Source organism: Sphingobacterium sp. GQ94 (assembly GCF_059758715.1).
The window spans coordinates 12,304-37,509 of sequence record NZ_JCAXEC010000006.1 but is presented as its reverse complement, the minus strand read 5'-3'; the positions used below and the strand labels follow the sequence as shown (position 1 = coordinate 37,509).

The 25,206-nt window shown below is 35.5% G+C and carries 24 protein-coding genes; 8 read left to right on the top strand and 16 right to left on the bottom strand.

Annotated features, from left to right (window positions below; genetic code table 11):
• Positions 1-108: 108 nt before the first annotated feature.
• Together AC6CHH_RS07515 and holA are read right to left on the bottom strand one after the other, a co-directional pair.
• Positions 109-672 (bottom strand): hypothetical protein, encoded by a 564-nt coding sequence (locus tag AC6CHH_RS07515; protein WP_498281397.1) that lies wholly within the window; start codon positions 670-672, stop codon positions 109-111.
• Positions 673-676: 4 nt separating this feature from the next.
• Positions 677-1,684, bottom strand: a complete 1,008-nt coding sequence (gene holA, locus AC6CHH_RS07510; protein WP_498281395.1) for a DNA polymerase III subunit delta — start codon at positions 1,682-1,684, stop codon at positions 677-679.
• A gap of 69 nt (positions 1,685-1,753) precedes the next feature.
• Here holA and AC6CHH_RS07505 point away from each other — a divergent pair, with 69 nt between their 5' ends.
• The 6 genes from AC6CHH_RS07505 to AC6CHH_RS07480 all read left to right on the top strand — a co-directional run bounded on the left by AC6CHH_RS07505 (position 1,754) and on the right by AC6CHH_RS07480 (position 7,270).
• The gene (locus AC6CHH_RS07505; protein WP_498281393.1) at positions 1,754-2,218 is read left to right on the top strand and encodes a type I restriction enzyme HsdR N-terminal domain-containing protein; all 465 of its coding nucleotides are present in this window, start codon (positions 1,754-1,756) and stop codon (positions 2,216-2,218) included.
• A 46-nt stretch (positions 2,219-2,264) separates the two neighbouring features.
• Entirely contained in the window at positions 2,265-2,960 is a 696-nt protein-coding gene (gene clpP, locus AC6CHH_RS07500; protein ID WP_498281391.1) for an ATP-dependent Clp endopeptidase proteolytic subunit ClpP, read from the top strand.
• A gap of 6 nt (positions 2,961-2,966) precedes the next feature.
• Positions 2,967-4,217: an ATP-dependent Clp protease ATP-binding subunit ClpX gene (gene clpX, locus AC6CHH_RS07495; protein WP_498281389.1), complete on the top strand. Its 1,251-nt coding sequence runs from the start codon at positions 2,967-2,969 to the stop codon at positions 4,215-4,217.
• Between the two features lie 69 nt (positions 4,218-4,286).
• Positions 4,287-5,108, top strand: a complete 822-nt coding sequence (locus AC6CHH_RS07490; RefSeq protein WP_498281387.1) for an AMP nucleosidase — start codon at positions 4,287-4,289, stop codon at positions 5,106-5,108.
• A 47-nt stretch (positions 5,109-5,155) separates the two neighbouring features.
• Positions 5,156-6,520 carry a pyridoxal-phosphate dependent enzyme gene (locus AC6CHH_RS07485; RefSeq protein WP_498281385.1) on the top strand — a complete coding sequence of 455 codons (1,365 nt, stop codon included), beginning with the start codon at positions 5,156-5,158 and terminating at the stop codon, positions 6,518-6,520.
• 45 nt (positions 6,521-6,565) lie between these two features.
• Entirely contained in the window at positions 6,566-7,270 is a 705-nt protein-coding gene (locus AC6CHH_RS07480; RefSeq protein WP_498281383.1) for an FkbM family methyltransferase, read from the top strand.
• A gap of 23 nt (positions 7,271-7,293) precedes the next feature.
• Here the strand turns inward: AC6CHH_RS07480 and AC6CHH_RS07475 are convergent, their stop codons facing one another.
• From AC6CHH_RS07475 to AC6CHH_RS07420, 12 genes are all read right to left on the bottom strand, one after another.
• Entirely contained in the window at positions 7,294-7,599 is a 306-nt protein-coding gene (locus tag AC6CHH_RS07475) for an FtsB family cell division protein (RefSeq protein ID WP_498281381.1), read from the bottom strand.
• 163 nt (positions 7,600-7,762) lie between these two features.
• On the bottom strand, positions 7,763-10,933 hold the full coding sequence (locus AC6CHH_RS07470) for an efflux RND transporter permease subunit (protein WP_498281379.1): 3,171 nt from the start codon (positions 10,931-10,933) through the stop codon (positions 7,763-7,765).
• 27 nt (positions 10,934-10,960) lie between these two features.
• A complete protein-coding gene (locus tag AC6CHH_RS07465; protein ID WP_498281377.1) occupies positions 10,961-12,088 on the bottom strand; it encodes an efflux RND transporter periplasmic adaptor subunit in 1,128 nt (375 codons plus the stop codon).
• Positions 12,089-12,132: 44 nt separating this feature from the next.
• A complete protein-coding gene (locus AC6CHH_RS07460) occupies positions 12,133-13,464 on the bottom strand; it encodes a TolC family protein (protein WP_498281375.1) in 1,332 nt (443 codons plus the stop codon).
• Positions 13,465-13,467: 3 nt separating this feature from the next.
• Positions 13,468-14,046: a TetR/AcrR family transcriptional regulator gene (locus AC6CHH_RS07455; protein ID WP_498281373.1), complete on the bottom strand. Its 579-nt coding sequence runs from the start codon at positions 14,044-14,046 to the stop codon at positions 13,468-13,470.
• A gap of 600 nt (positions 14,047-14,646) precedes the next feature.
• Positions 14,647-15,072, bottom strand: a complete 426-nt coding sequence (locus AC6CHH_RS07450; protein WP_498281371.1) for a c-type cytochrome — start codon at positions 15,070-15,072, stop codon at positions 14,647-14,649.
• Positions 15,072-15,722 carry an SCO family protein gene (locus AC6CHH_RS07445; protein ID WP_498281369.1) on the bottom strand — a complete coding sequence of 217 codons (651 nt, stop codon included), beginning with the start codon at positions 15,720-15,722 and terminating at the stop codon, positions 15,072-15,074. Before AC6CHH_RS07445 ends, AC6CHH_RS07450 begins: the two co-directional genes overlap by 1 nt.
• A gap of 3 nt (positions 15,723-15,725) precedes the next feature.
• Positions 15,726-16,151 (bottom strand): transposase, encoded by a 426-nt coding sequence (locus tag AC6CHH_RS07440; RefSeq protein WP_498281367.1) that lies wholly within the window; start codon positions 16,149-16,151, stop codon positions 15,726-15,728.
• 26 nt (positions 16,152-16,177) lie between these two features.
• Entirely contained in the window at positions 16,178-16,669 is a 492-nt protein-coding gene (locus AC6CHH_RS07435) for a hotdog fold domain-containing protein (protein WP_498281365.1), read from the bottom strand.
• A gap of 369 nt (positions 16,670-17,038) precedes the next feature.
• Positions 17,039-17,668, bottom strand: coding sequence for a uridine kinase family protein (locus tag AC6CHH_RS07430; RefSeq protein ID WP_498281363.1), 630 nt, complete (start codon positions 17,666-17,668; stop codon positions 17,039-17,041).
• Positions 17,669-17,694: 26 nt separating this feature from the next.
• Positions 17,695-18,618 carry a DPBB and LysM peptidoglycan-binding domain-containing protein gene (locus AC6CHH_RS07425; RefSeq protein ID WP_498281361.1) on the bottom strand — a complete coding sequence of 308 codons (924 nt, stop codon included), beginning with the start codon at positions 18,616-18,618 and terminating at the stop codon, positions 17,695-17,697.
• A gap of 9 nt (positions 18,619-18,627) precedes the next feature.
• On the bottom strand, positions 18,628-19,377 hold the full coding sequence (locus tag AC6CHH_RS07420) for a hypothetical protein (protein ID WP_498281359.1): 750 nt from the start codon (positions 19,375-19,377) through the stop codon (positions 18,628-18,630).
• A 49-nt stretch (positions 19,378-19,426) separates the two neighbouring features.
• Between AC6CHH_RS07420 and AC6CHH_RS07415 the strand changes: the two genes are divergently transcribed.
• Entirely contained in the window at positions 19,427-20,779 is a 1,353-nt protein-coding gene (locus AC6CHH_RS07415; protein WP_498281357.1) for an NfeD family protein, read from the top strand.
• Between the two features lie 67 nt (positions 20,780-20,846).
• On the opposite strand, the gene AC6CHH_RS07410 is transcribed toward AC6CHH_RS07415, so the two are convergent.
• Together AC6CHH_RS07410 and AC6CHH_RS07405 are read right to left on the bottom strand one after the other, a co-directional pair.
• The gene (locus AC6CHH_RS07410) at positions 20,847-22,409 is read right to left on the bottom strand and encodes an OmpP1/FadL family transporter (RefSeq protein ID WP_498281354.1); all 1,563 of its coding nucleotides are present in this window, start codon (positions 22,407-22,409) and stop codon (positions 20,847-20,849) included.
• 72 nt (positions 22,410-22,481) lie between these two features.
• Positions 22,482-23,546: a hypothetical protein gene (locus AC6CHH_RS07405; protein ID WP_498281351.1), complete on the bottom strand. Its 1,065-nt coding sequence runs from the start codon at positions 23,544-23,546 to the stop codon at positions 22,482-22,484.
• A 179-nt stretch (positions 23,547-23,725) separates the two neighbouring features.
• Between AC6CHH_RS07405 and proS the strand changes: the two genes are divergently transcribed.
• Positions 23,726-25,198, top strand: a complete 1,473-nt coding sequence (gene proS, locus AC6CHH_RS07400; RefSeq protein ID WP_498281348.1) for a proline--tRNA ligase — start codon at positions 23,726-23,728, stop codon at positions 25,196-25,198.
• The last annotated feature ends 8 nt before the right edge of the window (positions 25,199-25,206 follow it).

Genomic DNA, 25,206 nt, shown 5'->3' with positions numbered 1-25,206 from the left:
CAAAATTGAAAAATCGCTTAATCTTTTTAGGCGATTTTTTCGTTTAAGGGTGAATTTGGTTAGGTCAGATTTCCTTTTCCATTCCCTTCGAGCTTTTGCTTTTAGGATTTACTTCAAAAGTATACCAATAGAGATGTTCACATGTTGATGATAGAACTTTTCGCTATAGAAATTTCCTTTTAGCTCTTGCAGACCGTAACTTGCCGATACGGTAAATTTTCTGCGACTAATGGAATCATTTAAATAAAATAAACCCATTCTTAAAAGACTTCCTTGGTCGTAAACTGCCCCGATTCTTGGCGCATATCCTACATTTGCAAAAATACCCAACCTAGATATATTTCTAAAATCTAAGATTGGTAGCTTGGCATCCAAAAAGATGGGAAATAGACTTCTGTTGTATTTGTAATTTTTTGGATTTTCCTCAAATTGATCTTCTGATTGGTAATCGCCTTTGAGTGTTTCGTTGCCAACTCCAATTCCTAAAAATGCTTTTTCATTCATGTTTCGGCCGAATATGAAATGGACAGAATAGCCATTAAAAGTTCCTTTGTATCCAGGGTTCCATAGACCTAGATTTGCACCTCCTTGAAATTGAGTATAATAAGACTGTTGTCCAAAGTTAATCTTACTTATTAAAGTAAAAACTAGAGCTAGAAGAAGTATGCGCATTTCTTTAGTTGAGAATTTTATATATCAACTCTGTTAATAGGTCACCATTTTCTGTCAAATATCCAGTGTCCATACCTTTGGACTTTAAATCATATTCTTTAATAAGATGAATTATTTCGAATGTTTTTTTTCGGTTATAATTTCTTGCTGTCAATTCATATTCTTTAAAATGGAAGGGATGAACGCCGAGTTCTTTAGCGGCAATAGATGTGCTTTTGTCAGGTAAATAATGGTATTTTAGAATTTTTATAAAATAAGTTCCCAATGAGCCAATAACAACTGGCATTGGATTACTTTTTGGGTTGGCTGCAAAATAATCAATAATCTGAAAGGCTTTTAATGAATTTCTCTTAGCAAGGGCTGAGTTTAATTCAAAAACATTGAATTCTTTACTTATACCAATATTGTTTTCAATATCTATATTTGTTATTTCTTTACCTGGAGCGGTATTAAGTATTAGTTTTTCCAACTCGTTGGCAATCTTCGAGAGATTAGTTCCAAGGTATTCCGCTAACATCAGGGAAGCTTGTGGATGAATTTTACGGTTCATTGTTCCGAGCTGTTCTTCAATCCAACTGGCAACTTTATTGTCAAAAATTTTATTTGATTCAAAAACAATACCTGCAGAATCCATTAATTTATAAGTTTTCTTGCGTTTGTCAAATTTGCTGTACTTATGTGCAAACACCAATACAGTACTTGGCGTAGGATTTTCTAGATATTTCTGCAGTTGTTCGTCATCTTTCCATTTCAAGTTTTGCGCCTCCTTGACCAAAATGACCTGGTGCTCGCTCATCATCGGATAGCGTTTAGCCATACTGATAATGGCGCTAAAGTCCACATCTTTCCCATAAATAACCGTTTGGTCAAATCCTTTTTGTGTCTCTTGTAAAACACTATTTTCTATAGTGTCTGAAACCAGATCAATATAAAAAGACTCCTCACCATGCAACAAGTAAACAGGGCTTAACTTTTTCTTTTTAATATCGGATAAAATGGCTTGGATATTCATGCCCGAATTTACAAAATAATAGGCAATTTTATTAATTGGAAAAGGTATGATAATTTAGTAATTTTGTACATGTTTAAGCCAATCCCATTAAACTTACCCCCCTTTACAGCTAAAATTAGCAAAAAACAAGAACAATATTTTATTTTTGACGAACTTCGGAAAAAACATTTGTTGTTGACTCCTGAGGAATGGGTTCGTCAACATTGGGTGGATTTTTTAAATAAAAACTATCAATATCCCATGTCATTAATGAAAATCGAGGATGGTTTAAAACTTAATAGCTTGCAAAAGCGTAGCGATTTGGTCATTTACAATACTGTAGGAGAGCGGATTCTTTTGGCAGAGTTTAAAGCGCCAACTGTCAAAATTACCGAAAAAACGTTTTCTCAAATTGCAAATTACAACAGTGTTTATAGAATTCCGCTACTTTTAGTCAGTAATGGAATTCAGCACTATTATTGTAGAATAGATTTTGTACAAAAGAAGTTTGAATTTCTAACGGATTTGCCATCTTTTGATCACAAAAATTATTGATATTAAAATAAATATTATATTAGTAGCTAACATATAGAAGAAAATAATGAATATAGATAAAGACGAATTCAGAAAATATGCGATAAAGCATCACCGAATTGGGAGTCAACATGTTGACGGTTATATTTCTAGAAATCAACAAATTCCAAGTAATTTGACGCCTTATATTATTGAAGAGCGTCAACTGAATGTAGCTCAAATGGACGTTTTCTCTAGATTGATGATGGACCGTATTATCTTCTTGGGTGATGGCATCAACGATCAGGTAGCAAACATAGTTCAGGCGCAATTGTTGTTTTTACAATCAACAGATGCTAAGCGCGATATTCAGATCTACATCAATTCCCCAGGTGGCAGCGTGTATGCTGGTTTGGGAATATACGATACGATGCAATACATTACTCCAGATGTTGCTACAATTTGTACAGGAATGGCAGCCTCAATGGGTGCTGTTTTGCTAGTTGCTGGAGCCAAAGGTAAGCGTGCTGCATTGAGACATTCCAGGGTGATGATTCATCAACCTTCTGGTGGTGCCCAAGGAGTGGCCTCAGATATGGAGATCAATTTGCGTGAGATGCTTAAGTTAAAAAAGGAATTATATACAATTATTTCTGAGCATTCTGGTCAAACTTTTGACTGGGTTGAGAAGTCCTCAGATCGTGATTACTGGATGAAAGCCGCTGAGGCAAAAGATTTTGGTATGATAGATGAGGTGTTACAGCCCAAGAAAGAAATAATTTAAAAAAAGATGAGTAAAACGAACAATAGAGTTATCCATTGCTCATTTTGTGGTATCAGTAAAAATGAAGCACAAATGCTTATTGCGGGTGATGGAGCGCATATCTGCGACAGATGTGTGCAGCAAGCAGGGGAAATTTTGTCTGAAGAACTTAAGCAGCGTAAGAATAAATCTATTCAAAGTGCACTTAAATTAATCCGGCCAAAGGAAATTAAAGAACACCTAGATCAATATGTCATTGGGCAAGACGATGCAAAAAAAGTGATCTCTGTAGCTGTTTATAATCACTACAAAAGGTTGAATCAACGTGTTGAAACAGATGAAACTGAGATTGAGAAATCTAATCTTATTATTGTTGGTGAAACCGGTACTGGTAAAACATTATTGGCCAAAACAGTTTCAAAGATATTGAATGTGCCTTTTTGTATTGTAGATGCAACTGTATTAACAGAAGCTGGTTATGTAGGAGAAGATGTTGAAAGTATTTTAACGCGGTTACTACAGGCCGCTGATTATGATGTAACAGCTGCTGAAAGAGGAATAATATATATTGATGAAATTGATAAGATTGCACGTAAGAGTGACAATCCATCCATAACAAGAGATGTTTCTGGTGAAGGTGTACAACAAGCCTTACTCAAAATTTTAGAGGGAACCAATGTGAATGTTCCACCTCAGGGCGGACGTAAACATCCGGATCAAAAAATGATTACAGTAGACACAAGCAATATATTATTCATTTGTGGTGGCGCATTTGATGGTATTCAAAAAAGAATTGCAAATCGATTAAGGACACAAACTGTTGGTTATAAAATGAACGATGATGATGATGAGATTGACTTAGAAAACCTCTATAAATACATTACTCCTCAGGATTTAAAAAACTTCGGTTTAATACCTGAATTAATAGGTCGACTTCCTGTTCTAACGCATTTAAATCCATTGGATAAAAAAACGCTATTGAATATCCTGACAGAACCTAGAAATTCTTTAGTTAAACAGTATACTAAATTGTTCGAATATGAAGACGTTAAATTAAGTTTCGATCCGGAGGTATTTGAATTTATCGTTGAAAAAGCATGGGAGTTCAAGCTAGGAGCTCGTGGTTTGCGGAGTATATGTGAGGCCATTATGTTAGATGCCATGTTTGAAACGCCGTCGGCGAAGGAGCATACCGAAGACAGGACGCTGCAGATAACCCTGGATTATGCGAAAAATAAATTTGCAAAAACTGATTTTAAAAAATTACAAGTCGCTTAATCACTGAAACCCTCGCTAATCAAGCGGGGGTTTTTTAAATCCAATTAATTCATTAATTTATTTGATATTATGGGAAAGAAAAAGAATAAAGAGATTGATTCTCCGGTTAAACCTGGTTTGAAAACCAAAGAGGAAATCGTGAATAACTGGTTGCCACGATATACTGGTAGGGCGCTTGAAAATTTTGGGGAATATATCTTATTAACCAATTTTAGTAATTATGTAAAGTTATTTTCTCAAATGCATGGTGATGCTGAAATTATGGGGCAAGATAAGCCTATGCAAACCTGTACTGCCGAAGGGATTACAATTATAAATTTTGGAATGGGAAGTCCGGTGGCCGCTACTATTATGGATCTTCTTTCTGCCATTTCACCAAAAGCAGTCATGTTTTTAGGAAAAACGGGAGGGTTAAAGAAAAAGATTGGAGTCGGAGAACTAATCCTTCCGATTGCTGCAATACGAGGAGAGGGAACCTCAAACGATTATTTTCCTCCAGAGGTGCCGTCCTTACCATCATTTGCTCTTCAAAAAGCTATTTCTACTACCATTCGTGATTATTCTAGGGATTATTGGACAGGAACGGTGTACACGACTAATAGGAGGGTTTGGGAACATGATAAGCAATTTAAGAAATATCTGAAAGAAATTCGAGCCATGGCGGTAGATATGGAAACTGCGACCATCTTTTCAGTTGGTTTTGCAAACAAAATTCCAACTGGTGCATTGTTATTGGTCTCCGATCAACCGATGATTCCAGAGGGAGTTAAAACGGATTCTTCCGATGTAACAGTAACCAAATCGTACGTGGAAACTCATTTAAGAATTGGAATTGATGCGCTAAAGCAATTGATCAATAATGGGCTTACTGTAAAACATTTGAAGTTCTAAAAATTGTCTACTTTTGTTTAGTCATAGACATCGCTTTATTTTAACTTATGTGGTATAATAACATCTTAGAAACTATTGGGAACACTCCTTTGGTTAAATTAAATACTGTAACCAAGCACCTTAAAGGAACCATACTCGCTAAAATTGAAACAACTAATCCTGGAAATTCTATTAAAGATAGAATGGCTTTAAAGATGATTCAAGATGCCGAAGATTCAGGTCTTTTGAAACCAGGTGGGACGATCATTGAAGGAACTTCGGGGAATACGGGAATGGGTCTTGCAATGGCTGCAGTTGTAAAAGGTTATAAATGTATATTTACCACTACAGATAAACAATCCAAAGAGAAAATTGATGCATTGAGAGCTTTCGGAGCAGAAGTTATTGTATGTCCGACCAATGTAGAACCTAATGATCCAAGGTCGTATTATTCGGTTTCGAGCCGATTAGAAAAAGAGGTGCCTAATGCTTGGAAGGCAAATCAGTATGACAACCTTTCGAATTCAAAAGCACATTACGAGCAAACTGGTCCAGAAATTTGGGAACAAACGGAAGGAAAAATTACCCACCTTGTTGTTGGGGTAGGTACTGGAGGAACAATTTCAGGAACGGCTCGTTTTTTAAGAGAAAAAAATCCAAACATAAAAGTTTGGGGAATTGATACCTATGGATCCGTTTTTAAAAAATATAAAGAAACCGGAGTTTTCGACAAAAATGAAATTTATCCCTATATCACTGAGGGGATAGGGGAAGACTTTCTTCCGCAAAATGTTGATTTTGGTCAGATTGATCTTTTTGAAAAAGTGACAGATAAAGATGCGGCCTTAATGACAAGGGATTTAGCTCGAATGGAGGGAATATTTGCTGGTAATTCAGCAGGAGCGGCGGTAGCTGGTTTGTTGCAATTAGGAAACGACCTTAATTCGGAGGATGTTGTAGTGATTATCTTCCATGATCATGGATCACGTTATATGGGTAAAATGTATAACGAAGATTGGCTAAGAGAACGCGGGTTCCTGAAAGATGAAAAATTAACTGCAAAATCTATCTTGAAAAAAAGAGGTCATCAGGAGATTGTTACAGCTGACGTAACCCAGAGTGTTTTGGAAACTTTCAATATTATGAAGTCCTTAAATATTTCTCAAATACCTCTTACTCAACAGGGCATGGTAATAGGAAAGGTAACTGAATCCGATATCCTTTCTGCTCTATTGGAAAATCCAATGTTGAAATCTTCCCCTGTTGAGGACATCGCGACTAAACCATTCCCCTTTGTTGACTTGAATACGTCAATCGATAAAATTTCAGGCTTAATAAATAAAGAAACACAAGCTGTATTGGTCGAAGATGATTATGGTAAGTTCAATATAATCACTCAATATGATATCATAAATGCTATCTCTGAAGGTTAGGCTTCTCTGATTTTTTAGTTATATTTATCGACAACCAAAAAATAAATGGAAAGAAATAATAAACTTAAAAGATTTGAGTATTGGCTGAAAGCCCGTCTGGGTAAAATATCTTTTATAAAAATAGAAGATAAAAGAGTTAAAAAATGGTATGGAAATGGATATGGAGGATTCTATGTGGATCCCACTCTAATTCCTCAAAATGCCGTCGTTTATTCCTTTGGTATTGGTGAAGATATTTCGTTTGATACAGACATTATTAATAAACACAATTGCCAGGTTTTTGGTTTCGATCCAACTCCTAAATCCATAAACTTTATACATAACAATTCAGTACCAAACCTTTTTCATTTTTACCCGTTCGGAATTGGAGAAAAAACTGAAAAGGTTATCTTTCATCTTCCCAAAAATAATGATCATGTTTCAGGAAGCATATATGATCATTCACTTGTGGATCAAAGCAATTCGGTGGAGGTGCTGCTTAAAAGTTTTAAAGATATTGTTATAGAGTTAGAACATCAACATATTGACGTACTTAAGATGGACATAGAAGGCTCGGAATATGCTGTCATGCAAGGGATACTTGAATCAGGCATTCCTATAAGACAAATTTTAGTGGAAACGCATGAACGTTTTTTCAGTGATGGGAAACATAAAGGAGAACAATTTTTTCACCTATTAAGAAATCATGGTTATCGAATATTTGCTATTTCAGATACGTATCAGGAAATCTCTTTAGTTAAGACTTCTTAAAGACTTAAGTTCACGAGTTGGATTTATTTTTTTTTATCCGACTCGACTTCTGTGATGATATAGATATCTTCTTGATCTTTCTTCATTTTATATTTCTCTCGAGCTATCCGTTGAATTTCACTAGGGTTGAATTGAACATCTTTAATTAACCTTTCAATATTCCCAATTTCGTTTGTATAAAACGCCTTTTCTGTTTCCAATTTTGTTTTTTCTGTTTGGAAATTATATTGGGTGGTAATATCGTACCGATCAAAGAAACACATCCAAATTAGGAATGCAACTCCGGCAATTAGGTATTGATTTCTGATCGTATTTATGAAACGTTCCATAGGGCCAAACAATATTGGATAAATATTAAATAAAGATATGAATTTTAGATTTAACAATGCAATTCTGTTTACTTGATCTCTATTAATTCTTTTTCTTGGCGATGATATAAAAAAAATGATGCTTAAAGCATCATTTTTTTTAAGTATAAAAATTTATTAATGATTAATGGGCACTTAAGTCTTTCATTTTCTCCTTATCAAAATTTGATTCTAATTCTGCTAATTTCTTCTTCCCATAGGCAAAACGTGTAATAACCACGAATAACACTGGAACTATAAATATGGCAAGTATTGTGGCAGCAGTCATGCCCCCAAAAACGGTCCAGCCTATTGTCTGACGGGAAACTGCACCTGCTCCTGTAGATAACATTAAAGGAATGATCCCTAATATGAAAGCTAACGATGTCATGATAATGGGGCGTAACCTCAGCTTGACAGCATCAATAGTAGCGTCCACCAGATTCATTCCTATATCCACCCGTTCTTTTGCGAATTCTACGATTAAAATGGCATTTTTTGCGGCCAAACCAATAATAGTTACCAAACCAATTTGAGCAAAAATGTTGTTATCAAGGCTAGGAATCAAGGTGAGAGCTAAAATGGACCCAAATATACCAAGGGGTACCGATAAAAGGATGGAGAAAGGTACAGACCAACTCTCATACAATGAGGCTAAGAGTAAGAATACAAATAAAATACATAAGGCGAAAATTTGAATAGTTTTACTTCCAGATTGTTTTTCCTGCAATGAAATACCTGAAAATTCATAAGAGTAGCCATCAGATAAGGTTTGTGCGGCTACCTCTTCCAAAGCTCGAATGGCATCCCCTGATGAAAAACCTGGTGCTGCCTCGCCACTAAGTTGGATTGATCTAAATATATTAAAATGATTGATAATTGCGGGATTAGTGATTAACTCAGATTCTACCAGATTGCTAATCGGGACTGGTTGACCTTTAAGGTTGTTCACATACAATTTGTTTAAATCTTCAATCTGCATCCTGTAACTCGTGTCGGCTTGTGTAACAACTCTGAAATTTCTTCCATATTTGGTAAAATCATTCACGTAACTGCTACCCAGATAGGAGGATATTGTACTGTAGATACTTGAAATAGGTACACCCATACGTTTGGCCATCTCTCGATCAACCTTTAATTTATAGTTTGGTGAATTACTATTAAATAGCGTGTAGGCCATTCCAATTTCAGGCCTTTGGTTGGCCGCTGCTAGAAAATTGTGAATCATACCTTCAAATTCCTTAATATCAACGGTTAATCGATCCTGAATTTCCATCGTAAAACCTCCAGATGAACCTAAGCCAGGTATTGGTGGAGGAGTGGCTGCAATAACAGTTGCTTTCGAGTATCCCTGATATTTGGCCATGATCTCGCCAGTGATTTGGGAGACAGCCTTTTCTCTTTTATCCCACGGTAATAAAGAAACAAATAAACTAGCTCCATTAGGTTTTGCAGATCTATTTAATAAATTCATTCCATTAATTGCCGTCACATATTGAATTTCAGGAAATGTCTTTCGCAGATCTTCAGAAAGTTCTTCTAAAACTGCCTCTGTTCTGGCACTTGATGCTCCCTCGGGAAGGTTTACCCCCATGAAAAATATTCCGGCATCCTCATTCGGAATAAATCCACTTTTTTTATTGGTAAACATCAATCCTGTTCCAATAAAGATACAAACCAATAAGATCAATATTAATGGCGCTGCTTTTATTGCTTTTTTAACTCCCTTGGAATATCTATAGGTTACCTTGTCAAACCATTTATTAAATAAATAGAAAAACTTGTTTAAGCCTTTTGAATCCTTGGTTGTAGCTGAAGGCTTCAGCATTATAGAACAAAGTGCTGGAGTGAGCGATAGAGCGATGAATGCAGATAACATTACTGAGACAGCAATGGTAATCGCAAATTGCTGATACAGTTGACCCACCATACCTGGAATAAAACCAACAGGTACAAATACAGCTGCTAATATCAATGCAATAGCAATAACAGGTGCCGTAATGTCTTTCATTGCCCGTTTGGTTGCTTCTTTAGCATCCATATTATAATGATCAATATAATGCTGGACAGCTTCCACCACAACGATCGCATCATCCACAACTATTCCAATAGCCAAAACAAAGGCTAACATCGTTAAGTTATTGACAGAGAATCCAAATAGCGTAAAAAATATAAAAGTTCCTATAATGGAAACAGGAATAGCTAGAACAGGAATCAGAGTTGCTCTCCAACTTTGGAGGAAGAAAAATACAACTATTGTTACTAAAACTAGTGCCTCTAAGAGCGTCGTAATTACGGAACTGATCGAAGCATTTACAACGGATACGGTCTCATAAGGAACAACGTAATCGACACCTTTGGGAAACGATTTTTTGAGTTCTTTTAATGTCTCGTAAATTCCTTCAGCAGTTTCAACAGCATTTCCCCCTGGAGTCTGTGAAATCATCATTCCTGAGGTAACAGTTCCATTTACTTTAGTGGTTATACCGTAATTAAATTGACCCAATTCTACTCTAGCAACATCACTCAATAAAACAATTGAACCATCAATATTGGTCTTTACAACAATATTTTCAAAGTCTTCTACTTCCTCTAAATCTGAGTCTAACACAATTGGATACTCAAAAACCTGAGCGTTTTCTTGTGGTCTAGCACCAACGCTACCACCAGCCATTCTGGAATTTTGTTCTGCAATAGCACTGCTAACATCCGAAGGGGTTAAACTAAGGTTGGTTAATTTGTTTGCATCCAACCAAACCCGCATCGCGAATGGTTGACCAAATGCTTGCACATCACCTACGCCTTTTACCCTCAACAATGCATCTTTTAAATAGAGGTTTACGTAATTGGCTAAAAAGTTTGCATTTCTTGACCCATCAGGAGAAGTTAATGATACCATCATAAGTATGTCCGTATTAACTTTCCTAGTGGTTACCCCTAATCTACGTACGGCCTCTGGTAAAACTGGTTCGGCAATACTTACCCGGTTTTGAACATCCAATGTTGCTATGTCTATATCTGTACCCACTTCAAAAGTAACGGTGATACGAGATCCACCATCAGAGGAACTGTTGGAGTTCATGTAGATCATCCCTGGGGTACCATTTATCTGACTTTCTATAGGTGTTGTTACAGTCTTTTCTACTGTTTGTGCATCTGCACCAGTGTAGTTTGCCATAACCGAAACTGTGGGCGGAGCAATATTGGGATATTGGCTAATAGGCAGGGTAGTAATGGATATTGCCCCTATTATTACAATCAATATAGAGATGACAATTGCCGTTACTGGTCTTTTTATAAATACTTCTGAAATCATGCTTGAATAATTTTATAGGAATAGCACTTACTTTTGTTTGTTTTTATCAATCACTTTAGATCCTTGTTTTAAGGAACTAATTCCATCCACAGCAATGATTTCCCCTTGCTTCAACCCGCTTACAATAACAACCTTGTCTTCTAATTTTTGACCTAAAGTGACTTGTTTTAAATCAACGGTATTGCTATCGTTAACAGTAAAGACTTGAAATGAGCCAAGTTGTTCAAATATAGCACGATAAGGAATTACCAGTTCCTGCTTAGATGTATTGCTTTGTATGTTTAGTGTTAAATTCATTCCGGCTCGTAAAGCATTGGTTGGGTTATCAAAAGCTGCTCTAATTTTTAGCGTACCAGTTTGTGGATCTACGGCTCTGTCTATCGTGGTAATTCGTCCTGATGTAGGATAATAATTAGCATCAGGCATTGTTAGTCCAATCTCCGCTTTTGACTTACCAGATTGCAAATCACTAACCTCTTTAATTTCCTTTTCACTGACTTGAAACTCAACCGCAATAGGATTAGTTGAACTAATGGTGTTCAACAACGTTGAACCAGCTGATACCAATGCGCCGGTACGAACCATAGAAATGCCAATTGTACCAGAAAATGGAGCAATGATAGACGAACGTTGTAGATTCGTTTTAGCTGTAGTTAATGCAGCTTCAGCTCCTTGTACTTGCGCTTTTTGATTATTAACATCAGTTATTGCATAATCTAAAGTTTGTTTTGCAATTGCGTCTTTTTCTGCTAAGGTTTGATAACGTTGTAAATCCTTTTCCACACGTGAAAGATTTGCTTTAGCGATTTCTAAGTTCGCAGTTGCTTGATCTAGAGCTGCGGCATAGCGAACGCGATCAATCTCATATAGTTTCTGACCTTTTGTTACGTTGGAACCATCTGAAACATATATTTTTGTAATGTAGCCAGACACCTCTGCTCTAAGTTCAGTTTCTTGTAAGGGGACAACATTAGCGGGGTAGGAACGAACGCTAGTGACGATTTCTTTCTTAACAGTATCCATGGAAACTGCCTTGGCTACCTCTTGCATTTGAGTTGGAGCTCCTGTGTTTGATCCTTGCTGCTTATCACCGCAAGATGTTAGAATTAAACCAGAACCTAGAAGAAGTGATGAAAATATTTGATTCGTATTCATTGGATGTAAAATCTTAAGTATATTAATGTTTAGCTTGTTTTTTCTTAATCGAGAATATTAACTGTTCCTAATGCTTGTTGAATATCTAATTTACTCGCAAGTACAGCATAAAGTGAATTTAAATAATTGAGTTGGCTGGTTTTTAAATCTGTTTCTGAGGTCATTAATTCTAAATAGGTCTTCACACCAGCGTCGTATTGAAGCTTGATTGTATTGTAAACTTCCTCCGATAGAACCATATTTTCTTTCGCATTTTTCCAATCATTCATATTCGCCCGGTAATTGGCCATTGCCGCAGAGTACTCTACACTTATCTGATTCTCTAGATTTTCTAAATCCAATGCTAATCTAGATTCCTGAAGTTCAGATTTTTTGACTTCCTGAATTCTTTTTGTTCCTTGAAAAATTGGGATAGATAAACTTAAACCTATACTCGATTGAGGAAAATTATTTGAATATAAATCTCCGAAATTATTATTTCTATAATTTAGTCCATAATTAGCAAATGCGCCCAATTTTGGTAAGAACATCCATTTCTGATATTGAGTGTTTAGTTGTTGAATATCCATCAAAGTTTCTAATTGTTTATATTCTACTCTATTTGCAATTTGAACTAATTCGGTGGTGTCTAATAAAATATTTGATTCCATATTTTGACTCTCAAAAGATAAGGTAACACCTTCTGAGGGGTTCATGCCTAAAAGTGTTTTAAGGTAATCATATTTGTATTTTTTGAATTCAACAGCAGATTTTAATTCAGCTTTCGCGTTATTGAGTGAGATCTGTGCTCGTTTATAATCTGTTTTATCAACCAAACCTGTTTCATAGCGAGCATTCGCTTCTGTATATTGCCTATTCAGTCGAGCGATATTCTCATTTATAATATTAATTTGTTCTTCACTGGTTAAAATATCATAGTATGCCTTGCTAACCTGAACAACAGTATTAATTTTTGTACTCTCAAGAGAGAGAGAGTTTTGATCTCGAATATATTTTGAAGCTTTGGATGCTTGAAATAGTCCGGGATTGATTAGGGCCTGATCTACCTGAAAACTTAGCGCAGATGAGTTTTTTTGCCCCATCGCTATGTCTTGACCATTGAAGTTTGTCGTAGGCAGTTGAGTAAAGTAAGTTAGGTTACCTGTTGCATTAATTTGAGGAAACCATCCAGACAACGCAGACGCAATTTCTTTTTCACCAATCTCTTGGTCGATTTTTGCTTGTTTAATTTCTATTTTATTATTCAGTGCATAACTGATGAGTTCATCCAGCGTAGCATTACTGCCTAAAGTATTTGAGTTTTGGGAAAAAGCCGATCCAATTGAGATCGCTGTAAAGGAGAAATAAAGTAATAAGTCCTTAATGTTAAGTTTCATATGTTAAAATTTTACGCTGTTCCAAATAATGCTAACTAATTCATCTACTTCCTGTTCGTCCATTGGAGAATCATTATGTAGACAACCTCTTACCAACGGAATAATAGGGCCCATAAAAATTGAAATAAGAATAAGAGTATTCGACACTTTCAATTGCTTTATATGGATTCCTTCTTCTAGAAAATTGATTGTTTTATTTCTAGTAGATTTGTTTTTGAATATACTTTGTCTAACCCCTTGATAAAAAGGGGAGCCATAAAACTGTTCCAAAAAGCTGAATATTTCAGCATGGTTTATGTAAAACCGCACTAAATTTTTCCAAATGCTTTTAAATCTCAATTCATAAGGCAAATTATCATCTTGTTCCAGAAAAACATCAGAATTTAGAATTTCTTTACAATGCCAGTATAATTCTATGATTAAATCTTCTTTTGAGGGAAAATAATGATAGATGGAACCTACAGCGACATTCGCATGTTTTGCAATTTTGCTCATAGGTGATCCATGAAACCCAAATTCATGGATTAGATTAAGCGTGCTTTCAAAGATTTGAATCTTTTTATCTGTTAATTGAATGTTCATTCGGATCCAAATATATATATATTTTATGCTTTTTTTTGTCACTTATACGTTATAATCAATCGGTCTCTAGGGCTTCCTGTGTTAAGAAATTGTTAATTTTTCAAAAAAGACTTGACATGTGTAGAAATTACACTATCTTTGTGTATCATAATTTAGGTTTATAATTGGTTATTAAAGGTTTTCATTCTCCCCGTTTGAAAACCTTTATCTTTTAACAGATATTCCAGCCCAATGTGTACTATTGAACTGTTAAATAGGATTTTACCAAAAATCTTTGTATTCGTTTACTTATAAAGTATCAATTTTTAATCTATTCGGGGACGAGAAAAGTCGAAAACAGCATACTAATTTTTTGATAGTACCTTTATTAAGAACATATGTTGATGTTACGTTTTTGGGTTTTTATGAATCAGAGACGATTTTTTTTGATTTCTTAAGTAAGACTTGTCTATGTGAACATCGTACAAGTAGATTATGGTATGGTTTTAATAATCACTTAGGACTATTAAATATATTGTTAAGTGTCCACTTTCCCACGCCCATAAAAAAGGTGAAAAATGAAATCATTGTAAGCTGTGAGTTTGCATAACTTTTGATTTTTTACGGACAATTCTTAAGGAATTCTTCGATTTCTGCTTGCTTAAAGTGGATTTTACTATTTCCAAAATAGGTTGTGACATACGTTAACACATATGCTACATCCAATGAGGAGAGGTTTGGAAATGATGGCATTTGTTGGTTGTATTCAACACCATTTATAACGATTTTACCGTTCATCCCATTTCTGACAAAACAGGCCAGTTTATTTCTGTTTTTAATGAGAAAGGAGGTGTCGGTCAATCCCGGATACAATTTTCCCAAACCCTCACCTTTGTTTCCATGACAATTCTGGCAATGTGTAAGGTATAGCTTTTTCCCAATGGTTGCATATTGCATAGTTTCCACACTCAATTCATTCTTGCATGAAAATAAGAAATTGAGCATCGAAACTACAATGAATACCCCAACAGATATACGCAAGATCATTATTTATATTCCTTTAAGATAATATCAAGATCATTTAAAAGTTTCTGTACCTGCTCATCATCGGTCCCATCATAGGCTCCTCTTATTCTTTTTTGTGGGTCTATGATAACTAAATAACTTTGATGATCATATCCACCGGGAGCTGTGTTATCCTCTTTGGCAAGAACTAAATAAGAACTAGTGATACCATAGATGTCTTTTTTTGATCCAGTGACAAATTGCCACTGATTATTGTCTACTCCTAATTTAGTAGCATAGTCTTTTAAAACATGGGGTTGATCATATTTAAAATCGATGCTGTGGGATAGGAAAGCTATTTTGTCATTTCCTTTATATTTTTGATAAGCTTTCAAGAGATTTCTTTGCATGGTAGGGCAAATGCTAGGACAGTGCGTGAAAAAAAAATTTGCCACATAAATTTTATTTTCAAAAAAATCTTGAGTTAACAATGTACTGTCTTGATTTATAAACGAGAAATCAGGTATGGTATGATAAATGGTGTCTACTATGGTTTGGCCATCCACTATCTTTTCCTCAGGTATTCTTTCACCATATATAGGCAGCTTACGTTGAGTTGAATTACAAGAGGATAAACAGTAGCTGCTTATTAAAGCAAAGATGATTACCCTTATTTTAGTATTTATAATCATAGTTTATTGTTTAAATGGAGCTAAATTTTTGTCAATCATTGAATGTGCTCTATCAAATTGAGATTTCATTTTTGATATTTTTTCAAATTCAATTTCCTGATATTGAGTTTCTTGATTTGCGGGGTCATAATCTTTCATCCAACTCATCATTTGGTCTGTAGCTGCATCCAAGCTATCTTTTAGTTGATTTAGTTCTAACCTGACATGAGTAGTGTCAAGTTCTTTATTTTGAGCCTTAATATTTTGAAGATTTGTTAAAATCGAATCGATTACAAGCGTTGTTTTATCAAAAGATGAAATTTGTGGCATTATTTCATCGTGTATAGCAATTGTTTTCTCGGAAAGCTCTTGGTCTTTATTCTCATTTGAGTTTTGACATGATACAAATGATAACGAAAGTGCGCTGGTAAATAATAATATATTTTTCATGCTTTTTTTTATTAGATATTTTACTGTTAGTTGTCTTTATATGAACTTTTGAAGTCAAAATTTAAGTCTCTTATGTAGATTTCATTATGTGCAATTGCACAAAGTGTTCCATGTTTATCAAATACTTGAGTTTCGAAGGTCTTAAGAACTTTTCCCTCCTCTTTGATTGTTTGGAAAGCGGCATCCAAAACAGATTCGTTTAATCGTATAGAAATCAATAAATCAAAACGGCCAGGTTTTATGTAATCAATATGTGCATTTTTCAACCACGCTACAGTTCTCTCTATTCCTTTATGTTTGAAATATTGATCGAGCAGAATGGGATAACATGGATCAATAGCGGAAAAGATTGTTCCTCCAAAAATTGTTTTATTGGTATTTATATTTAAGAAGCTTCGGAATATGGTCAAATCAGCACCAAGGAAGTTATTGTGGATTTTTTTCATCCATATTCTTTGGAAAAAAAATGGTGGATATAGGCGCAGTGCCCATTTTAAAGCATTTTGAGATACTTTCATGCGGTAAAAATACGGCTTTATTTAGAAGATTCTACATTTTATGTAAGTCTAAAAAAATTATCTATATTTAAATAGTCCATTCTCTTTCTTCTTGACTTATGAAATGTTATTTACGTCTTGTTTAAAAGATATTTTCCAAAGGAAGGGGGGCTGGATGATCTTATTCTTATATCCTGTTAGGACACTTTTTACAACGTTTCCCTTTCTTATATTTTTTACAGCATTTTTTTAAACCTGTTTCTGCATGATCATGAAAGGGGAAATATCCCTTCGAGTCTTGGAAAGGTGTGTTTTCTAGCACATGCAATTTGATCATTGAATCATACATGATACAAAGATAAGTAATTTAGATTAATTATAAATAACTTATTATCCTATTATTTTGCGTAATTCTATAGCAATATCGCGTGTGAATTCTTGAATAATTAAAGGATCGTCTATATTATTCTTAATTACCAAATCGCATTCATTTTTATGAGGTAATAGATATTCATTATAAGATGGAACAACATGATTGAGCCATTTATACATGACGTCATCATGGTCGTATCCGCGTTCGATTAAATCTCTTCTTAATCGTCTTTTTAAAGCTATCGGTTCATCTGCGTCTAAAAAAATACGGTAATCCAATAATGCGTTAATTTCGGTGTAATGAAAAATAAACAATCCCTCAACCACTAATATAGGTGCCGCTTTTATTTCTAGTATTTTAGGAGTTAGGTCTGGGTTGTTAAATGTGTATTCCTTTTGGAAAACAGTTTTTCCATCAAACAAGTCCTTGAAATGACTGTAAAAATTACTTCTGTCAATTGAGGTAGGAAGGTCAAAATTATATAACCGATTTTCTTCTCTTGTTTTTGTGTTTGCAGGAATATAGTAATCATCCTGCGAGATCAAAGTCACCTCATCTGGGCTAAAATGGTCTAAGAAACTCTTTAGGAAAAAAGTTTTACCTGAACCGCTACTTCCAGCAATTCCTATTACATAAGGTTTTTTCATTGTATTACTATTGCGACTTTTTAATCTTAATTAACAGGCGCACCATATGTGATTTCAATTAAAAACCTTTTGTCGAATGCACCGATGTAGGTTGCCGCAGACTTGGAAAGGATAACAATAGCGTCGTGACTTTCTGCTGTATTGGTAAATTTTCCTACAACCTTTGCAAAGGTAACACTTTTTGTCAATGGGTTTGTAATTTTAAGTATTGTTCCCACTGGTGCGGTACGATGCAAGGCCAAATTGCTTTTACCATCAGTTTCTAGGTTTTCCATCCATAATCCAATTCCTTTTTCTTTTTTCTCACGGATTCCGTATCTATTGGTTTCAAACTCAATTTCTTGCCTCTCTATTTCCGGGATGGGCAGATAATTAGGTTCTGTTGCTACTTTTGGTTCAATTAGGGTTACCGGTCCATCTGGTATTTTTAAGGATTGACCTTCTTGTAGAGAATCTGAATCTAATTGATTTAACAATTTGATGTCTTGAATAGATGTCGCAAATCGGCGGGCGATGGAATAGAGAGTTTCTTTTTGTCCTACCTTATATTCTGTTAGAATTTTCGCCTGAATATTTACCATTTCATGCGGCGCATCAAGAGTCTTAATTTCTTGATCTTTTTCTTTATCATCCTGAACTTGTTGTTCCTCGTTATTTTTCTTTTGATTTTTTTGAGGAATATTTACGGTGTCACCTACGCGTAAGTTTTTTTTATTATTTGCCGCGATGATATCCTTTACAGGTACTCCATAAGCTCGACTTAATTGATAATAAGTATCTTTTGCAGTAACTGAGTGTATCAAATATATCTCTCCATTAATGGTGGTCGTTTTTTGACTTTCAATCTTTGTTTGTGCATGTACTAAATTCATTCCTGCTAGCAAAAAACAGGTTGAAAACATGAATATTGCCTTTGTAATTGACTTACTTATTAATCGTTGATTCATCATTAGTTGCAATTATACTAAATATGAGATAATTTCTCGCTTATTAAAAGACATAAAGAACATTTGTTGTTCAATTTGAAAATAAGGTTGTGGGATCATTTTGTCCATTCCCTGTAGTATGACTTTGCTCTCAAGGATTTGGTTTAAATTGCTTAAGGTGAAATTTAAGTTAAATTTACCTTCCATATATTGATGATAACACCAAAGGTAATTTGATCCACATTTACTTAACCACAACGGTTCAATAACTACTTCTGATTTTAAGAATTCTGGAATTTCTGAATATGGAATTGGGTATTGAATTTTATTTAAGGCGAATTTGAAACGTTTGTCGACGGCTCTTGTGTATTCTCCACTCAAAAGGTTAATCGTAATTGTCTCTCCTGAGGTAATACTTCTGTGCCGAGCATGGACGATGTCTTGATAAACATCTAATAAAATATATTCATAGGAGTTAAATATTATTTTATTATCCTTAATTCTGAGTATTTGGATGCCTTCTTGAATAGGGGTATGTTCCCCGATTTTTTTTAAAATTAGATGTCCTTTTTGTATTGAATCTAAGGTCCATTCTTTCCCATTAGCCTTGCATGGAGACATTAGATTATACCCGTCAAAGTCAAAAACGTGAAACTCGGCCATGGTTGTGTCCATATCTCGTGTCTCAACAGCAATTTGGGAAGCCTCTGAGTCAACCTCTATTTTCCATATATTCGATGGGAATGTTTTATGGAAGACTTTATTTATTGTATATTTAGTCATTCGACATTTGCTACAATGTGGGTGAAAGGTAAAAATTAATTTTATTGATATGAGCAAAATTACAAAATTCATTTTAGGAATTATCTCGATTTATTTATTGACTATATTTTCGGGATATGCTCAAACTGTTTATACGGTTCAAATTAAAGAGGATATTGGACCAAATTCCTGGCGCATCATGAAAAATGCAATTCAACAAGCGAAGGAGTTAAAAGCTGAATATTTTTTAATTGACCTGAATACGTATGGTGGAACGTTGAATTTTGCAGACTCCATGCGTTCCAGTTTACTGCTGGATAATCAATTTAAATCTGTAGTCTATGTAAATAATAATGCTGCATCGGCTGGGGCTTTAATTTCTTTAGCGGCTGATTATATTTTTATGCACAAGGGTGCTAGTATTGGTGCTGCAACAGTGGTTAATAATCAAGGGGAGATTCTGCCTGAAAAATATCAATCATATATGAGGGGATTAATGCGGGCAACTGCTGAGGCTAGGGGGCGTGATCCAAAAATGGCTGAGGCTTTTGTGGATCCCTCGGTTTCTATTCCGGAATTAAAAGAAGATGGAAAATTATTAACTTTGACAACCTCAGAGGCTGTGAAGATAGGACTGGCCGTAAAAGAAGTCAAGAGTGAAGTGGATATATATTCAGTACTAAATATTACAAATCCACAGGTAGTTAATCATAAGTTGACCTGGGTTGACCACTTAATTGGTTTCTTGGTTAACCCTTTGGTGAGTGGGCTATTAATAATGGGTATTATAGGTGGGATTTACTTCGAACTTCAAACTCCCGGGATTGGTTTTGCCTTATTGGTTGCACTAATAAGTTCATCCTTGTTTTTTGCACCCTTATATTTACAGGGTTTAGCTGATAACTGGGAAATTGCCATTTTTGCATTAGGCGTCATACTTGTCATTCTCGAAATTTTTGTGATACCGGGCTTTGGTGTCGCTGGGATTTGTGGAATTATTCTCATACTTTGTGGTCTTGCATTTTCAATGGTTGACAATGACTATTTTGATTTTAAATTAACACAACCTGGATTATTGATGAATTCATTTATAATAGTAATTGGGGCTATGATCTTGACGATTGTACTCATGGTGATTTTTGGAAAGAATATTTTAAAATCTTCTTCCTTTAAACGCTTAGTTCTGGAAGATGAACAACGATCTGAAGTAGGATATACCTCTTCGGTAATGAAAACAAATTTGATTAATAAGGTGGGTAAAGCAAAAACAGTTTTACGCCCCAGTGGAAAAATCGAAATTGATCAAGTCTGGTATGATGCCGTCGCCTTAGATGGTTTTATTGATGCGGAAGAGGACGTGTATGTCGAAAAACATGAAAACTATAATCTCTTTGTGAGAAAATTGTCTGAAAGAAAGGGTTGAAAAAATATTAAAAAAATGTCATAGAATGTTGATTTCCCAACTGTATATGACATTTTTCTATTAATCTTTAGAATTTGCTCCCGATGGTTAGGACAACGTTTGATCTTTTGTTTGTAATATCGGCGTATGGCTCAGGACTATCCCATCGCTCGGGGCTTAAAGGATAAGCTGTTTGTTGATAGTTTAATGTATTGAATTGCATGTATGCTAAATCAATATAAATGGATTTAGATAAGATGTATCCTAAACCAAGGCTTCCAACATAATCGGCATCATCATCACCTTTAAATGCTGAACCCAAATAATTGAATCCAGCTCGCCCAGTTAATCTGTCTGTAAACAAAAATTCGGTCCCTATACGTAGGTTTAATGCTGTTTGGTAAGTATCAGCAATTTGATTTTCTATGAGAGTTTGAAACTGTAGATCTGGCTCCGAACTTGTTTCTCTATATTTTATAGAAGCATAGTTTATATATTCAAGGTCTGCTGAAAGTAATCCTCTTGGAAAAAATTTAGTTATTCCAAAAGCTGCCTTCCATGGAGAAATGACTGCATAGTCAAAAGTTCCCCCTCCCATCTGTGAACTATATGCGGCATGCAAAGGTGTAGTTGATTGATCGTCTTTGTAATAATCTGCCGTTGTTTGCAACCAGCTCTCTTCTTGTACAGATGTCCATGTAGGTGATGTGATATTCAGACCAATATTCCAATCCCAATTAGGTTTGTATATCACTCCAATCCCAAAATTAATTCCACTTCCTTTAACTGTTTGATCGATATAATCATTCAATTCATAGTTAATATCAGTGTATCCGTTTGCCTTAGAACCTATCTCCAAAAAATCAGAATGATCATTATCAGGTCGGATTTCTGAAGCTGTTTTTGTCCAGCCAATTTCACTAAACCTGTTATTGGATTCGTAATTATATGAAACAAAACCAAAAGTTGCTCCCAAATAAAACTTATTGCTATAGTTTCCTCCAAAGGATAGGTTTGTTTGATATTTAAATCCCTTATTAACTAAGTCTAACTGTTGTGATTTGGGATCCGCCTCTAATACCGTTGGAAAATAATCATTTGATGAGCCTTTAAAATTTTCGACTAAATAGGATGACTTGAAATCTGAAGCAAACTGATCATCTTCAAACATAACATCTGTTAGGTTGTGAACTAAAGAATTATTTGCATTTATTCCTGCATAATTTAAGCGATCAAAATAATTATTCTTTTTATCGACGCTGATTCCTATATTAAAATTTTGCCATCCATAACCTGTGTTATTGTAAGTAGGATACTCTAAGACAATGCCTATGTTCTCCAATCCGAGTTGGCCTTTATTTAAATTTGTGGTTTGATCAAAATACTTGGATTTATTCAAATTGTTAAGGTAATTAATTGTAATCGAGAAATCGGATTGTTCATAGAATCCCAATCCAGCTGGATTGCCGGATATTGAGCTAATGTCTCCACCAAGGGACGTATTTACACCTCCCATCGCCTTGAATCTGGCGGAGCCGTTTGTCAGATCTCGAGAAATTAAAAACGTATTTTCTAACGTTGATTGTGCATGTAAATTAAAAACAATAGCTGATAGAGCAAGGAATGTTACGGAAAGAACAGTTTTTCTCATTTTTTAAATTCTTTGAAAAAGGATAGCCAATATAATTCTATATTGGCTACCGTATTTATGTTTTATATTTGATTAACGTCTACTACCACTTCTTGAGGAAGAGCCACCACCACCACTACTTCTACTTGAACCAGAACTTCCTCTACTCATGCTGCTACCACTGCTGGAGCCGCTTCTGTCAAAACTTCCGCTTCTAGGAGTTGTCGATCTAGGTTCAGCTTGCCTTGTAGGAGCTGCCTGTCTTGTAGGTGTGGCCTGTCTAGTCGGTCTCCTCTCAACATTCCCCTCTGATCTGCCAGTTGTAGATCTTGAGGAAGGTTCCGTCCTTCTAATAGTTCCTTGCGATCTATCTCTTGTGGATCTACTAGTTGGAGTCCTTTCGGTAGTTGATTGATTTCTCCCATCATTTGACCTAGAATTTATAGCTCGATTGGTTGTTGATCTCGTCGTTCTGCTCCTATCACTCGCAGCAGCTGATCTTCCAGTCAACAGCCTTCCATTGCCACTTCTTGTAATTGATGATCTTCCAGATGAAGGAGTTCTATACTCTCTACTTCTGTTTGATGCAACGCGGTAATTACCTCCCGAGCCATATTGTCCAGATCCATAATATGGATGGCCCCAGTAACTATAGTAGGAGCTAGGTCCCCAATAATTGTAACCATAATAATGTGATCCCCATCCATAGTAAGGCGATCCCCAACCCATGCTATAATACGGTGAACCCCAACCAAAACTATAGAACGGTGAACCCCATCCAAGTCCGTAGGACATTCCCCAACCTAACCCGAAACCTGAATAACCAAACCAAGGGTCAAAAAACGGATCATAATAACTCATTCCCGGAGAATTATAATAAAATCGATTAATTCGATTCGCATATTCTAATTCTTCGTATTCCCCTTCTTGGAAATTTTCATCGCTATATTCATCTGCATAATATTCAGAGTCTCCTACATATTCTTCTTCTTCAGTTCCTTCAGTGTAGTAATAGTCAGGACTCTGATAAATGCCACGCGTGTCTTTGTTGTTATACACATCATCGCGATATACGGTCCGACTGCTAGTGGCACAGGAGCTAAACATTACCGCTACGGTAAATGCTAAGCTTCCTAATAATATCTTGTTGCTTTTCATGATTCTAAAACAGTTAAAATTCGATAATACAGTCATTAATTATTATCTTAGACCCGATTTTTATGTCGGGGTTTAATTGATCATTCAAAAATACGAATTATTTTTCGATCTGATTGAAATCACCATTTTAAGTGGATGTACACCACATTTATTAAGTAATAACAATTGTTAATTGTCAAATGAGTAAAGGAATAACAAGTCGTAGCGAAGATTATTCGCAATGGTATAACGATCTGGTCATTAAAGCAGATTTAGCAGAAAATTCTGCTGTCCGAGGATGTATGGTGATAAAACCATACGGCTATGCAATTTGGGAAAGAATGCAAGCAATTCTCGATAAGAGATTTAAAGAAACAGGTCATTCAAATGCCTATTTCCCCTTGTTTATTCCTAAGTCCTTTTTTTCCAAAGAAGCATCACATGTTGAGGGTTTTGCTACTGAATGTGCGGTCGTTACTCATTATCGTTTAAAAAATGACGGAAATGGAAATATTGTCGTAGATGAAGATGCTAAATTAGAAGAAGAGCTTATTGTCAGACCTACCTCGGAAACAATTATTTGGAACACCTATCGTGGCTGGATACAATCTTATCGGGATCTGCCAATTTTAGTCAATCAATGGGCTAATGTGGTGCGATGGGAAATGCGGACTAGATTGTTTTTAAGAACAGCTGAATTTCTTTGGCAAGAAGGGCATACAGCTCATGCCACAGAAAAGGAGGCCATCCAAGAGGCCGAAAGAATGCTGGATGTCTATGCTGAGTTTGCGGAGAAAATTTTGGCGGTACCCGTAATACGGGGAAGAAAAACAGAAAATGAACGTTTTGCTGGTGCACTAGACACATTTTGCATCGAAGCTTTAATGCAGGATGGGAAAGCTTTACAAGCTGGAACATCACATTTCCTAGGGCAAAATTTTGCAAAAGCATTTGATGTCAAATTTACAAGCAAAGAGGGTAAGCTGGAACATGTCTGGGCAACCTCTTGGGGGGTTTCTACACGACTAATGGGGGCTTTGGTTATGGCACATTCAGACGATCAAGGCTTAATATTGCCGCCAAAATTAGCTCCTATTCAGGTTGTAATTGTTCCAATCTTTAAAACCGAAGAAGAGCAGGTTAAAATTGACGGTTTTGTTGATCAATTAACTCTTGAACTTAATCGCTTGAATATTTCGGTGAAATATGATAATCGCGATACCCAACGGCCAGGATTTAAATTTGCTGAATGGGAATTAAAAGGTGTTCCGGTTCGTGTTGCTGTTGGGGCTCGTGATTTAGCAAATGGAACTGTTGAATTAGCACGTCGTGATACTCAAACTAAGGAAACGACCCTACAAGAGGGATTGGCAAATAAAATAGTTGCATTATTAGATGAAATTCAGGATAATATCTATCAAAAGGCACTGACCTTTAGGGATAGCCATATTACTCAGGTGAATACGTATGATGAATTTAAACAAATTCTTCAAGATAAGGGAGGGTTTGTTAGTTGTCATTGGGATGGAACGGTAGAAACTGAAAAGCGAGTGAAGGAAGAAACTAAAGCAACAATTCGCTGTATTCCTTTAGATGTAGAGTTAGAGGACGGCATTTGTATCTTTACTGGAAAACCCTCTAACAAAAGGGTGTTATTTGCTAAAGCATACTAAAAAGTAAA